This is a genomic window from Streptomyces venezuelae (genome assembly GCF_008642375.1).
In the GTDB taxonomy this organism is placed as follows: domain Bacteria; phylum Actinomycetota; class Actinomycetes; order Streptomycetales; family Streptomycetaceae; genus Streptomyces; species Streptomyces venezuelae_G.
In genome coordinates, this window is record NZ_CP029194.1 from 3,423,810 (window position 1) to 3,436,635 (window position 12,826).

Below are 12,826 nucleotides of genomic sequence, written 5' to 3' on the forward strand. Positions count from 1 at the left end.
GCTCTACCCGCGAGCTGGCGAAACACGGCCGATTGCCCGTTTCCTGCGCGGGCAAACCCCTCCGAAGATTGTCGGTTGCGCATACCGCCGGGTACAGTCGCGCCACTGCTTCCCCCGGGACACCCCTCATCGGGACCGCCCCGGAATGGTCCTGCTGCCGAGGCGAGAGAGACGTTGGTGAACGACCAGCACCCCCACGCCGGGTACGTCGGAGACGACGCCCACACCACAGGCAGTTTCGCCGTCGACCCGCTGTTCGGTGCCTACCCCGCGGGTCAGACCGACCACAGCGGCCAGTGGGACTTCGGCCAGTACGGGATGACCGGTCAGTACGACACCGCAGGACAGCAGCAGCAGTACGACACGACCGGCCAGTGGAACACCACGGGCCAGTGGGACACGTCGGGCCAGTGGCAGTCCGTCGACCAGTACGGCACCACCGCCACGCACACCGCGTACGACACCGCCGGGCAGCAGTACGACACCACCGGACAGTGGGACGCCTCCGCCTGGAACGACGCCCAGCAGACCGGCCGGTACGAGACCGTCCACGCCGCTTACGCCGCCCAGGGCACTGGGGGCACCTCCCATGCCGGAGGCTATGAGGCGTACGACGCCACGGGCCAGTGGGCCGCCCCCGCCTTCGCGACGGAGACCGGCGCCTACGACGCGACCGCCTGGAACCAGGCGGCCCCCGAGGCCGAAGCGGTCGTCCCCCAGCAGTACACCCCGCAGCCGGAGCACACCGCCGAGTTCGCCTTCGACTACGCCCACGAGCAGGCGACGGAGGCGCAGACCGAGTACGCCTATGCCGACGAGCTCGTGGACGTCCTCGACGACTCCGCCCACGGCGCCGCCGAGCCTGCCGAGGAGTTCGTCGCCGGGCCCACGGACGAGTTCGTCACCGAGTCCGAGGACGAGTTCGCCGACGAGCCCGTCGCCGAGGCCGCCGCCGACCCCTACGTCGAGCTCCGCACGGAGACCCCGCTCGCCGGCCGCCCCGTGCGCCGCGGCGCGGGCAGCAGCCGCGGCCGCCGCCGTACCCCCGCGAAACGGTCCGCCCTGCTGACCGTCGCCGTCCCCTCCGCCTGCGTCATGGGTGTCGCCGGCATCGCCGCCGCCTCCGTCAGCGGGCTCACCAACCCCACCGAAGACGGCGGCAAGAAGGACAGCACCACCACCCTCGCCGCGGCCGACCCCGGTTCCGTCAAGCAGGTCGCCGCCAACAGCGCGCTGGACACCCAGCTCGCCGCGCTCAGCGAGGACGCCCGCGACTTCGGCGACCGCGCGAGCCGCACCCAGGAGCGCATCGACCTCCGCGTCCGCCAGGAAGCCGAGAAGAAGAAGCGCGAGGAGGAAGCGGCCCGCAAGGAGGCCCTGCGCCCCAAGTTCAGCCTGCCGGTGGAACTCCACCGGCTCAGCGCGCGCTTCGGCCAGTCCGGCGTCAACTGGATGTCCGTGCACACCGGCATCGACTTCCCCGTGCAGACCGGCACACCCGTCATGGCCGCGACGGACGGCACCGTCCGCACCCAGATCAACAGCGCCTACGGCAACATGGTGATCGTGACCGCCCCGGACGGCACCGAGACCTGGTACTGCCACCTCAGCAGCGCCAAGATCCGCTACGGCCAGGTCAAGGCCGGCGACGTCATCGCGTACTCCGGCGACACCGGCAACTCCACCGGCCCCCACCTCCACTTCGAGGTCCGCCCGGGCGGCGGCTACGCCATCGACCCGCTGGCCTGGCTGCGCAGCCACGGTCTCGACCCGACCAGCTGACCTTCACCCGCCGACGTGCGTACGAGAGAGGGCCCCGGCCGAAGCCGGGGCCCTTCCCGTGCGTGCCGCTACAACTTCTCGACCGGCGCGTACCGCAGGAGCAGCCGCTTCGGCTTCTCGTCGCCGAAGTCGATCGTCGCCTGGGCGTCCGCGCCGACCCCCGTCACCGCGGTGACCGTGCCGAGACCGAACTGGTCGTGCGTGACGCGGTCGCCGATCGCGAGCGTGATCACCGGCTTCTCGCCGGCGCGCCGGGTGGCGAAGCCCGACGGACCGGAACGCGCCCGGGAGGAGGAGAGCGAGGAGGTGATGCCCGAGGTCGGCCCGGCGGGCTTCGCCATCGGGCCGGTCCGCTTCCACTCCAGGTACGCGGGCGGGATCTCCTCCAGGAAGCGCGAGGCCGGGTTGTACGAGGGCTGGCCCCAGGCGCTGCGCATCGACGAGCGGGTGAGGTAGAGCCGCTCGCGGGCGCGCGTGATGCCGACGTACGCGAGGCGCCGCTCCTCCTCCAGCTCCTTCGCCTGGCCGAGGGCGCGCATGTGCGGGAAGACGCCGTCCTCCATGCCGGTGAGGAACACGACCGGGAACTCGAGGCCCTTGGCGGTGTGCAGGGTCATCAGCGTGATGACGCCCCGGCCCTCCTCGTCCTCGTCCGGGATCTGGTCGGAGTCGGCGACGAGGGCGACCTTCTCCAGGAACTCGGCGAGGGTGGCGGGCTCCTCGCCGCGCTCCTGCTCGAACTCGAGGGCGACGGCGGCGAGTTCCTGGAGGTTCTCGATCCGGGTCTCGTCCTGCGGGTCGGTCGAGGCCTGGAGCTCGGCCAGGTAGCCCGTGCGCTCCAGGACGGCCTCCAGGACGACGGCGGGGCCGGCGCCGGACTCGACGACGGTGCGCAGCTCGTCCATCAGCGCGTTGAAGCGCTTCACGGCGTTCGCCGAGCGCGCGGCCATGCCGTACGCCTCGTCGACCCGCTTGAGGGCCTGCGGGAAGGTGATCTTCTCGCGGAGGGAGAGGGCGTCGATCATCGCCTCGGCGCGCTCGCCGATGCCCCGCTTCGGGACGTTGAGGATCCGGCGCAGCGGGACGTTGTCCTCGGGGTTGGCGAGGACGCGGAGGTACGCGAGGACGTCCCGTACCTCCTTGCGCTCGTAGAAGCGCACCCCGCCGACGACCTTGTAGGGCAGTCCGACGCGGATGAAGATCTCTTCGAAGACACGGGACTGGGCGTTGGTCCGGTAGAAGACGGCGACGTCGCCCGCCTTGACCTGGCCGGTGTCCGTGAGCCGGTCGATCTCGTCGGCGACGAACTGCGCCTCGTCGTGCTCGGTGTCGGCGACGTAGCCGGTGATCTGCGCGCCCGCGCCCGCGTTGGTCCAGAGGTTCTTGGGGCGGCGGGACTCGTTGCGCTCGATGACGGCGTTGGCGGCGGAGAGGATCGTCTGCGTGGAGCGGTAGTTCTGCTCCAGGAGGATCGTCGTCGCATCCGGGTAGTCCTCCTCGAACTGGAGGATGTTGCGGATGGTCGCGCCGCGGAAGGCGTAGATCGACTGGTCGGCGTCGCCGACGACGCACAGCTCGGCCGGGCCGAGGTCCTCGTAGCCGGTGCCGACGAGCTCCCGCACGAGCGTGTACTGGGCGTGGTTGGTGTCCTGGTACTCGTCGACGAGGACGTGGCGGAAGCGGCGGCGGTAGTGCTCGGCGACGTCGGGGAACGCCTGGAGCAGGTGGACCGTCGTCATGATGATGTCGTCGAAGTCCAGGGCGTTCGCCTCGCGCAGCCGCGCCTGGTACATCCGGTAGGCCTCGGCGAGGGTCTTCTCGAAACCGTCGGCCGCCTGGTCGGCGAAGGCCTCCTCGTCGATCAGCTCGTTCTTGAGGTTCGAGATCTTGGCACTGAAGGACTTCGGCGGGAACTTCTTCGGGTCGAGGTCCAGGTCGCGGCAGACCAGGGACATCAGGCGCTTGGAGTCGGCGGCGTCGTAGATCGAGAAGGACGAGGTGAAGCCGAGCCGCTTCGACTCGCGGCGCAGGATGCGCACGCACGCACTGTGGAAGGTCATGACCCACATGGCGTTGGCGCGCGGGCCGACGAGCTGCTCGACGCGCTCCTTCATCTCGCCGGCGGCCTTGTTGGTGAAGGTGATCGCCAGTATCTGGCCGGGGTGGACGTGCCGCGTGCCCAGGAGGTGGGCGATGCGGTGGGTCAGCACCCGGGTCTTGCCGGAGCCGGCGCCGGCGACGATGAGCAGCGGGGTGTCGGTGTGGACGACGGCGGCGCGCTGCTGTTCGTTCAGCCCCTCCAGGAGCGCGGCGGGGTCGACGACGGGGCGCGCGGCGCCGTCGCGGTAGTACGCGTCCCGGGGCGGGGGCGCGTCGAAGTGCTCCCCGAAGAGGTCGTGCGGGACCTCCTCCGGGGCCGGGGCGCCGTGCTCGTGGTCCTCGGGCGGGGGCGGGGCCTCCCCCGAGGAGTGGTTCTGGAGGCCGGCCAGGAAGCTGTCGTCAAAGAGGCTGCTCATCGCCTCACGAGTCTAGGACGCCCCACCGACATCCGGGTCCGCCTTCGGGAGCCGCCTTCGTCACCCGGCTGCGGAACGGGTCACACCACGGGATCCGGGGCTCGGGTCGGGAGCGTCCGTGGCTCGGGTCCGGTGCGTCCGTGGCTCAGGTCCAGAGGGTGGCGATGAAGATGTTCGCCGTGGTCAGGGCGCCGACGGCGGCGAAGAGGCCCTTGTCGACCTTCTCCTCGTCCCGCTTGACGTAGACCAGGCCGAGGACGACGACGAGCACGGCCAGCTTGATGCCGATCTTGATGTTGTTCACGGTCTGGTCGTCGGCCTGGTTGAGGCCGACGAGCGCGACGCCCGTGATCAGCATGACCAGCGCGCCGTGCAGCATCGCGGGGGTGAAGCGGGCCGTACCGGCGCCCATCGCCTTCATCTGGGTGAGGAATCCGCCCAGGAGGGAGGCGATACCGATGATGTGCAGGGCGACGAAGACATTGATGAGTACGTCCATGGGGCGGAGCCTAACGGGGGCCCTATCACCGGCCTCCGGTCGGGTCCACTCCCTCCGGCGCTTCGGTCGGTCGACTGTCGCAATGTCCCCTCGTCCGTCACCCCGGACGAACGAGTTCGATCCATGTCCATCACCTGTCGCCAATAGCGGTCAACTCACTGCCCGGGCGTGACCCCGAGGTTTAGCGTCTTCCAGCAGGTGGCCGGCTCCCACCACCGCCGGTCACCCGGCGGCTGCCGGTCATCCCCGCCAGGAAAAACCCGGCGGCGGTCCGTCTCCCCTGTGCGGTCCGCCGTCGGCCCTGCGGGCACCGTTCCCCCGCAGGGAAGAGGATGTGACCCGCCCTCGTGGCAGCGCACCGAAAACCCAGGCAGTCCCCGCTCGGTGGACCGGCGGTCCGCACCGCCGCCACCCTCGCCCTCGCCTCCGCGGCGACCGCGACGCTCTTCGAGGGATCCGGGCACGCGGACCCCCGCCTCACCACCGCCCAGGTCAAGGCGAAGGTCGACCGGCTCTACCACGAGGCCGAGGTCGCGACGGAGAAGTACAACGGGGCGAAGGAGCGGGCCGACGCCTCCCGCGCGGCGTTCGACCGGCTGCGCGACGAGGCCGCCCGCAGGGCCGAGCGGCTCAACACCGCCCGGGACGGGCTCGGGTCCATGGCCACCGCGCAGTACCGCTCGGGCGGTCTCGACCCCGCCGTACAGCTCGCCCTCACCTCCGACCCCGACGAGTACCTGGAGCGGGCCGCGCTCGCGGAGAAGGCCGCGGACCGGCAGGCGGTGGCCGTCACCGCCGTGCGCCGCGAGCTCGGCGCGCTCCGCCAGCTGCGCAGCGAGTCCGCGGGACGGCTGACCGCGCTGCGCGGACACGAGGAGGAGCTGCGGCGGCAGAAGACCGTCGTCCTCGGCAAGCTGGAGGCGGCAAGGAAGCTGCTGGCCCGGCTGACCGCGGAGGAACGCGCCCGGTACGACGCCGCCGTCGCGGCCCGGGACAGCGCCCGCGCCCCGCGGAGCGACAGCGCGAGCAGCGGTACGACAGCGGGTACGGCCACGGCCGCCGGTGGCATCTCCGACCCGGCCGCGGCGCGCGCCGACCGTTCCTCGGGCGGCGAGCGCGGCCCCGCGGCCGCCCCGAACACCCGGGCCGCCGAGGCCATCTCCTTCGCCCGCGCGCAGCTCGGCAAGCCGTACGTCTGGGGGGCGACGGGTCCGTCCGCGTACGACTGCTCGGGGCTCACCCAGGCCGCCTGGCGCGCGGCCGGTGTCACCCTCCCCCGCACGACGTACACCCAGATCAACGCCGGGCAGCGGGTCTCCCGCTCCCAGCTCGCCCCCGGTGACCTGGTCTTCTTCTACTCGGGGATCAGCCACGTCGGGCTCTACATCGGCGGCGGCCAGATGATCCACGCCCCCCGGCCCGGCGCCCCGGTGCGGGTCGCCCCGATCGACGAGATGCCCTTCGCCGGAGCGACCCGGGTGGGGTGACCGGTCCCGGTCGTGCGGGGCTCAGACCAGGCGGCGGGCGGTGGCCCAGCGGGTCAGCTCGTGGCGGTTGGAGAGCTGGAGCTTCCGCAGCACCGCCGAGACGTGCGACTCGACCGTCTTCACCGAGATGTAGAGCTGCTTGGCGATCTCCTTGTACGCGTATCCACGGGCGATCAGTCGCAGCACCTCCCGCTCCCGCTGGGTCAGCCGGTCCATGTCCTCGTCCACCGGCGGCGCGTCCGTCGAGGCGAAGGCGTCCAGGACGAAGCCGGCGAGCCGAGGGGAGAAGACGGCGTCGCCCTCCTGGACGCGGAAGATCGAGTCGACCAGGTCGGTGCCGGTGATCGTCTTCGTGACGTAGCCGCGGGCACCGCCCCGGATCACCCCGATGACGTCCTCGGCCGCGTCCGAGACGGACAGCGCCAGGAAGCGGACCGGGTCCTCGGCGGCCGCCATCAGGCTCGCGCAGCGGCGCAGCACCTCGACGCCGCCACCGCCGGGCAGGTGCACGTCGAGGAGGACGACCTCGGGTCGGGTCGCGTTGATGACCGTGACCGCCTGGTCGACGTCGGCGGCCTCACCGACCACCTCGACCCCGGTGATCTCGGTCCGGCCGATCTCCGCCTGCACTCCCGTACGGAACATGCGGTGGTCGTCGACGAGCACGACCCGCACCCGGCGTTCCGTGCCCGGCGCCGTCGCCCCCGCTTCGGTCCCGGCCGCTGCTCCGGTCTCGTCGCTCATCCGTCCGCCCTCTCCATCTCAAGCTCCACTTCGGTGCCCCCGCCCGGCACGGACCGCAGCCGGGCCGAACCGCCGTTGCGCTGCATACGACCGATGATCGATTCTCGTACGCCCATCCGGTCCTCGGGCACTGCGTCCAGGTCGAAGCCCGGACCGCGGTCCCGCACCGAGACGAAGACCATGCGGCCCTCCACCTCGGCGAAAACCTGCACCGCCCCACCCTCGCCACCGTACTTGGCGGCGTTCACCATCGCCTCGCGCGCGGCCTGCATCTGTGCGGTCAGTTTCTCGTCGAGCGGGCAGTCGCCGACGACGACGACCTCCAGCGGGACTCCGTGCATGTCCTCGACCTCGGCCGCGGCCTTCTTCACCGCCTCCGCGAGGGTCGCGGGCTCCTCCTCGTCCCGGCCGGTGCCCTCGGGCTTGTAGAGCCAGTTCCGCAGCTCCCGCTCCTGCGCGCGTGCGAGACGACGCACCTCCCCCGCGTCGTCGGCATTGCGCTGGATCAGCGTGAGGGTGTGCAGCACCGAGTCGTGGACGTGTGCCGCGACCTCGGCTCGCTCCTGCGCGCGGATGCGCATGGTCCGCTCCTCCGTCAGGTCCTGCGACATCCGGACCAGCCAGGGGCCCGCGAGCAGCGCTATCCCGGTGAGGACCGCGACGGCGGCGGTGAGGGCCGTTCCCAGTTGGGCTATGGAGCCGCGGACCACCAGGAAGACCGCGAGGCCCGTGCCGACGAGGGCGACGCCGACGAGTCCGCGGACGAGCTGGAACGTCCGCCTGCGCCGGCCGGACTCGGTCCAGCTGGCCCGGCGGGCGTTGTCCGCCTGGCGCCAGACCAGGACGACGCCGACCGCTATGAGGAGGAGGGGCCATATGTACCGCCCGGACTCGTTGTCGACATTGACCTTTCCGATGAGGGCCACGCTGCCGATCACGAGCGCGATCAGGGCGAAGACCTGGCCCTTGTCGGGCTTGCGGAGCCGGCGACGGCCGTCCGGGGTGATCTCGAAGACGGGGCGGGGAGCGGCCCGGCCGCCGACGCCGAGCGGGACGACTATCCAGAAGACCGCGTAGAGCAGGACGCCGAGGCCTTCCGTGAAGAACAGCGCCACGAACAGCGCGCGCACCCAGACGACCGGCAGTCCGAGGTGGCCGGCGAGGCCGCGCGCGACACCGCCGAGCCACCGCCCGTCGGCGCTCCGATAGAGCCTGCGCACGGGTGGTTCGTCGGTCTCGGTGACACGAGCGGCTGCGGACATGCACCGATCGTCACACGTCCGCCCCGCCCCGGACATCAGGGTCGGCCCTGAGATCGCCCCTGGTAACGCCTCAGGGGCGACACCCCTCCGAATATCAGGGTCGGGCCAGGGTCGATCCCGGTGCCGCATCGGGTCACGGGCAGTCACCATGGATGCATGACGAGTTCGAAGCCTTCGACCCACGAGGCCCCGCCGCCGGCGGAGGCCGATGCCTCCCTGCCTCTGCAGCGCTCGCGGAGCGGCAAGGTCGTCGGCGGAGTCTGCGCGGGCCTCGGCCGGCACTTCGACCTCGACCCGGTGATCTTCCGGATCACGGTCGGCGTGCTGTCCGTGACGGGCGGGGTCGGCCTGATCTTCTACGGCTTCGCGTGGCTGCTCGTCCCGCTCGCGGGCGAGGACGAGCACGAGGGACGCAGGCTCCTGACCGGCCGGGTCACCGGGGCCACTCTGGCCGCCATATTCATGGCGCTGACCGGCTGCGGGATCTTCCTGACGACGCTGCGCAGCGGGTCGATGCTGGGCTTCACGATGCTGCTGTCGCTCGCGGTGTGCGGCGCGGCGGTCTGGTCGCGGCGCCGGGCGACCGGCGGCGAGGCGGAGGGCCGGACGGAGACGGGGGCCGCCCACGTGGTCGTCGAGGCGCCGCCCGAGACCAAGGCGCCTCCCCGGATCGAGTACCACTCCTGGTGGAAGGACCCGATCGTGAAGGACGGCTCGACCGGCAGGGTGACCTTCGCATACCTCTGGGGACCGCACGGCCTCGTCGACAAGGACGGCAAGGTCGACGGCGTGGTGCCGAAGCCCGGAAGCCAGTGGGGACCCGACCCCTCCCGCGCCGACCGGCCGACACCCTCGGTCCGGCGTACTCCGCTGTCCATCGCCGGTCTCGTCCATCTGCTCGCGATGCTCGCGGCCGCCCTCGGCACCGCCCTCACCTGGGAGACCGAGCCGCTGGGCACGAGCCTGCAGACGGGTCTGGTCGCCGCCCTCGCGGTGTTCGGCCTGGGCCTCGTCATCAGCTCCTTCCTCGGCCGCACCGGCTTCGGCACGATCGTCAACACCGTGATCACGGCCTGCCTGCTCGCCGGGGCGGTCGCCCTGCCCGACCGGATCACCACGGACTGGGTCCGCGAGACGTGGAAGCCGGCCACCGTCGCCGCGGTGCAGCCCTCCTACGAGCTGGGCACCGGCGTGGGTCTGCTCGACCTGTCGGCGCTCCCGGTCCCGGCGGGCACGACCGTCACCACCCGGGCGGAGGTGGGCGCCGGCCAGCTCAAGGCGGTCGTCCCGAAGGACGTCGTGGTGAAGCTCCACGCCGAGGTGGGGCTCGGCGATCTGCAGCTTCCCGGGCAGCCCCCGGACGACATCGACATCGCCCCGGACATGGACGAGACCCACACGATCGCCCCGCCGGCCGGGACCGCCCCGGCAGGCACGCTGGACCTCTCGCTCGAGGTCGGCATCGGACAGGTGGAGGTCACCCGTGCTGCTTCATGAGTTCCGCCCCGGTCGGCTGATCGTCGGCCTCACCGCCCTCACCCTGGCCGCGGTCTACACGGGCGACCTCGCCGGAGCCTGGACGACCCCGTGGTTCGCGGTGGTCCCGGTGCTCTGCTGCGGCCTGGGCACGGCCGGCTTCGCGGGCTGGTTCGCCTATGAGGTACGGCGCCGCCGGTCGGCGAGAAGCCTGTCCACCGACAGCTCGGACGCCCCTGCCAGCAGCAGCGGGAGCCAGGCCATCAGATAGGCGAGGTCGTTGCCCAGGTAGTACGGGTTCACCTGCCAGCTCACGGTCAGCCACAGGCTCAGGGAGATCAGCGCGCCGCCGAGCGCCGCCACGCGGGCGTAGAGACCGATCAGGGTCCCGATCCCGACGGCGAGCTCTCCGAAGGCGATGGCGTACCCGAAGCCGGCGGGGCTCTTCAGGGCGAGGTCGACCATGCCGGGGATCGCCGAGCTGTCCCGCACGGCGCGCATCGTCTCGCCGATGGAGCCGCTGCCGTCAGCGGCGAAGAAGGCGGAGTCGGTGAGCTTGTCGAGACCGGCGTAGACGAACGTGATCCCGAGGAAGAGCCGGAGCGGGAGGAGGGAGTAGCGGGAGGCGACGGTCTTCCAGCGGGTGAAGGTGACCTGCCATCGGGCGAAGGTGGCCCGCCACCCCGTCGTGGCGTCGGTCCGGTTCGCTCGTCCCGTCATCGTCGGTCACCTCTCCACGCCCCGTACGACTGTTCGCGGAACGATTCTCCTCGGACTCGCGCCGCAGGGATACGTGGAGGGGGCCGGACGCTAGTCGACGACGTCGATCGTGACCCGGTTGGTCTCGACCCCGGCCGCCGTCACGACGGAGACCTCCACCCGGCCCGGTTCCACGTCGGCGGGGAGGGGGACGGTGAGGGACGCGTCCGTCGGGTTGGCGAAGCCGCCCGGGACCGGGACCAGGGGGACGTGGGCGTGGACGGGGCCGATGCGCACGACCAGCCGGGTCAGCGGGTCGGGGGCGGCGGCGCCCGGCGGGACGAAGCCGCAGCCGCGGATCTCGATGTCGTCGCCCGTGCGGATCGGGGCGTCGAGGTCGCCCGCCTCCCGGGAGCGGACGACGGAGTGGATCGTGGGGCGGACGCCCTCGGTGCACTTCGCGGCGAGGTGCCAGGCCGCCGAGACGGCGAAGAGCAGGACGAGCGACCAGGGCACCTCGGGGAGCCGGCCGGGGTCGCGGGCGAGACCGACGGCCGTCAGGGCCAGGACGGCGCAGGAGACGAGGACGTACTGGACGTCGGCGAGGCTGGCCCGGCCGCCGTCGTCGCAGAGCAGGTCGGCGGCGCGCGGACGGTCGGCGCGGACCTTCTGCAGGCGGCAGGACGCGATCCGGACGGAGACGACGAGACGGGCGGTGACGGTGACGGCCGACACGAGGGCGAAGACGGTGAGCAGCCCGGCGCCCCGGGACAGGACGAAGGTCGACGGGCCCGGCGCGAGGAACGCCAGGAAGAGGAGGGTGAAGCCGAGGAGGAGCAGCCAGGCACCGGCGACGGCCCGGGTGGTGGAGAGCCGGTTGTCCTCGCCGATCAGGGGGGCGAGGAGACCGCCGCGCGTCCGGTGCGTGTGCGCGGCGGCGCTGAGCAGGACGGCGAGGACGAGGGCGGTGCACAGACCGGCCGTGCGGGCGCCCGTCCAGCCGCTGCCGATCGCGGTGAGGGCCTGGCCCAGGAGGAGGGCGAGGACGGCTCCCCAGACGGCGCCGATGCCCCCGCTGCGGACCCGGTCGAGCCAGGCCGCCCCGGCCTCGCGGCCACGCGCGGCCACGGCGCGGGCGGACTGGGCCAGCTCGTCGGAGACCCACTGGCGGGCGGCGACCGGCGAGTGGGCGACGGCCGCGGGGACGCCGTGCCCGGCGGCCAGCTCGTCCCGCCGGGCGAGGAAGGCGGCGACCGCGCGCCGGTGCCCGGCCTTCCCGCAGTGGGCGCAGCCGGCGCAGGCCGTCGCGTGTCCGCCGTACTGTCTCGCCTCTTGAACCGCCACGGTGCTCACTTCCCGAGCTCACTTCACGACCCGTTCCGTTGCGTCCCGGTGCGCTCCGATGCGTGCCGAACGGTCAACCAGCCGTTGATTCCACGGAATTGTGTCGTATCGGCGGCTCCCGGGGCTGCCGTGTGCGCCCCGCCGGAGGGTGATTGCCGCGCCATCTCATTGACGTACAGAAGGGTGAAGCGATGGTGTTACGACAGGAGTTCGGGCTCCGCTCGGCTGATCCTGCGCCAGAGCGGCTGGTAGTTGATCCAGCCGACGAGGTCGCTGCCCAGCTGTTCGCGGGTGGCGACCGCCTCGCGGTGGTCGATCGGCACGGGCTTCCCGGCCGCCCGCGCGGCCAGCTGGATCTGGGCGCAGCGCTCCATGGCGATGAACCACCAGGCCGCCGCGTCGACGGAGCCGCCGACGGTGAGGAGTCCGTGGTTGCGCAGCACGATCGCCTTGAACGAGCCGAGTGCGAGGGCGATCCTGCGGCCTTCCTCGGCGTCGACGGTGACGCCGGTGTAGGCGTCGTAGAGGGCGTGGTCCTGGTAGAAGGCGCAGGCCTCCTGGGTGAGCGGGTCGAGGAGTTCGCCGAGCGCGGCGAGGGCCCGTCCGTGGAGGGAGTGGGTGTGGGCGACGGCGACGACGTCGGGCCGGGCGCGGTGGACCTGGGCGTGGACGGTGAAGGCCGCCTGGTTCACGTGCTGGCCGCCGCGGACGACCTGCCCGTCGCCGTTGACGAGGACGAGGTCGCTCGCGGTGAGGTCCTCGAAGGGCGCGCCGAAGGGGTTCACCCAGTAGCAGTCGGGGAACTCCGGGTCGCGGGCGCTGATGTGGCCCGAGACGCCCTCCTCGTATCCGAGCCGTCCGAAGAGCCGGAGCGCGCCCGCGAGCCGCTGTCTGCGGTGGGTGCGTTCCTCCTCGGCCGTCGCGTGGACGGGCGGCATGGCGAAGTGGAGCCGGTCGACGGGGACGGGCACGGGTATCACGCTCATGGGCCGGAAGGTAACGCCCGGCCGGGCAAGT

Annotated in this window: 10 protein-coding genes; 3 read left to right on the top strand and 7 right to left on the bottom strand. The window is 72.1% G+C overall.

The window, feature by feature from the left end:
* Nucleotides 1–177 precede the first annotated feature (177 nt).
* Nucleotides 178–1,782 carry a M23 family metallopeptidase gene (locus DEJ46_RS15185; protein ID WP_190622664.1) on the top strand — a complete coding sequence of 535 codons (1,605 nt, stop codon included), beginning with the start codon at nt 178–180 and terminating at the stop codon, nt 1,780–1,782.
* 68 nt (nt 1,783–1,850) lie between these two features.
* Here the strand turns inward: DEJ46_RS15185 and pcrA are convergent, their stop codons facing one another.
* Nucleotides 1,851–4,298: a DNA helicase PcrA gene (pcrA, locus tag DEJ46_RS15190; RefSeq protein ID WP_150266895.1), complete on the bottom strand. Its 2,448-nt coding sequence runs from the start codon at nt 4,296–4,298 to the stop codon at nt 1,851–1,853.
* 145 nt (nt 4,299–4,443) lie between these two features.
* A complete protein-coding gene (locus DEJ46_RS15195) occupies nt 4,444–4,797 on the bottom strand; it encodes a hypothetical protein (RefSeq protein WP_055641776.1) in 354 nt (117 codons plus the stop codon).
* 347 nt (nt 4,798–5,144) lie between these two features.
* Here DEJ46_RS15195 and DEJ46_RS15200 point away from each other — a divergent pair, with 347 nt between their 5' ends.
* Nucleotides 5,145–6,284 (top strand): C40 family peptidase, encoded by a 1,140-nt coding sequence (locus DEJ46_RS15200; RefSeq protein ID WP_150266897.1) that lies wholly within the window; start codon nt 5,145–5,147, stop codon nt 6,282–6,284.
* Between the two features lie 21 nt (nt 6,285–6,305).
* Here the strand turns inward: DEJ46_RS15200 and DEJ46_RS15205 are convergent, their stop codons facing one another.
* Nucleotides 6,306–7,028: a LuxR C-terminal-related transcriptional regulator gene (locus DEJ46_RS15205; protein WP_150266899.1), complete on the bottom strand. Its 723-nt coding sequence runs from the start codon at nt 7,026–7,028 to the stop codon at nt 6,306–6,308.
* Entirely contained in the window at nt 7,025–8,290 is a 1,266-nt protein-coding gene (locus DEJ46_RS15210) for an ATP-binding protein (protein ID WP_150266901.1), read from the bottom strand. The genes DEJ46_RS15205 and DEJ46_RS15210 overlap by 4 nt, the downstream gene beginning before the upstream one ends.
* A 156-nt stretch (nt 8,291–8,446) precedes the next feature.
* Between DEJ46_RS15210 and DEJ46_RS15215 the strand changes: the two genes are divergently transcribed.
* Entirely contained in the window at nt 8,447–9,787 is a 1,341-nt protein-coding gene (locus tag DEJ46_RS15215) for a PspC domain-containing protein (protein ID WP_150266903.1), read from the top strand.
* Between the two features lie 156 nt (nt 9,788–9,943).
* Here the strand turns inward: DEJ46_RS15215 and DEJ46_RS15225 are convergent, their stop codons facing one another.
* From DEJ46_RS15225 to DEJ46_RS15235, 3 genes are all read right to left on the bottom strand, one after another.
* Nucleotides 9,944–10,486: a DoxX family protein gene (locus tag DEJ46_RS15225; protein WP_150266907.1), complete on the bottom strand. Its 543-nt coding sequence runs from the start codon at nt 10,484–10,486 to the stop codon at nt 9,944–9,946.
* A gap of 90 nt (nt 10,487–10,576) precedes the next feature.
* A complete protein-coding gene (locus DEJ46_RS15230; protein WP_411757754.1) occupies nt 10,577–11,809 on the bottom strand; it encodes a hypothetical protein in 1,233 nt (410 codons plus the stop codon).
* A gap of 197 nt (nt 11,810–12,006) precedes the next feature.
* Nucleotides 12,007–12,795, bottom strand: coding sequence for a class II aldolase/adducin family protein (locus DEJ46_RS15235; protein ID WP_150266911.1), 789 nt, complete (start codon nt 12,793–12,795; stop codon nt 12,007–12,009).
* Nucleotides 12,796–12,826 lie beyond the last annotated feature (31 nt).

Bases quoted from the DNA above. Each gene is read 5' to 3' on its own strand.
- pcrA (WP_150266895.1), bottom strand. From the start codon at position 4,298: ATGAGCAGCCTCTTTGACGACAGCTTCCTGGCCGGCCTCCAGAACCAC.
- DEJ46_RS15195 (WP_055641776.1), bottom strand. From the start codon at position 4,797: ATGGACGTACTCATCAATGTCTTCGTCGCCCTGCACATCATCGGTATC.
- DEJ46_RS15205 (WP_150266899.1), bottom strand. From the start codon at position 7,028: ATGAGCGACGAGACCGGAGCAGCGGCCGGGACCGAAGCGGGGGCGACG.
- DEJ46_RS15210 (WP_150266901.1), bottom strand. From the start codon at position 8,290: ATGTCCGCAGCCGCTCGTGTCACCGAGACCGACGAACCACCCGTGCGC.
- DEJ46_RS15215 (WP_150266903.1), top strand. From the start codon at position 8,447: ATGACGAGTTCGAAGCCTTCGACCCACGAGGCCCCGCCGCCGGCGGAG.
- DEJ46_RS15225 (WP_150266907.1), bottom strand. From the start codon at position 10,486: ATGACGGGACGAGCGAACCGGACCGACGCCACGACGGGGTGGCGGGCC.
- DEJ46_RS15235 (WP_150266911.1), bottom strand. From the start codon at position 12,795: ATGAGCGTGATACCCGTGCCCGTCCCCGTCGACCGGCTCCACTTCGCC.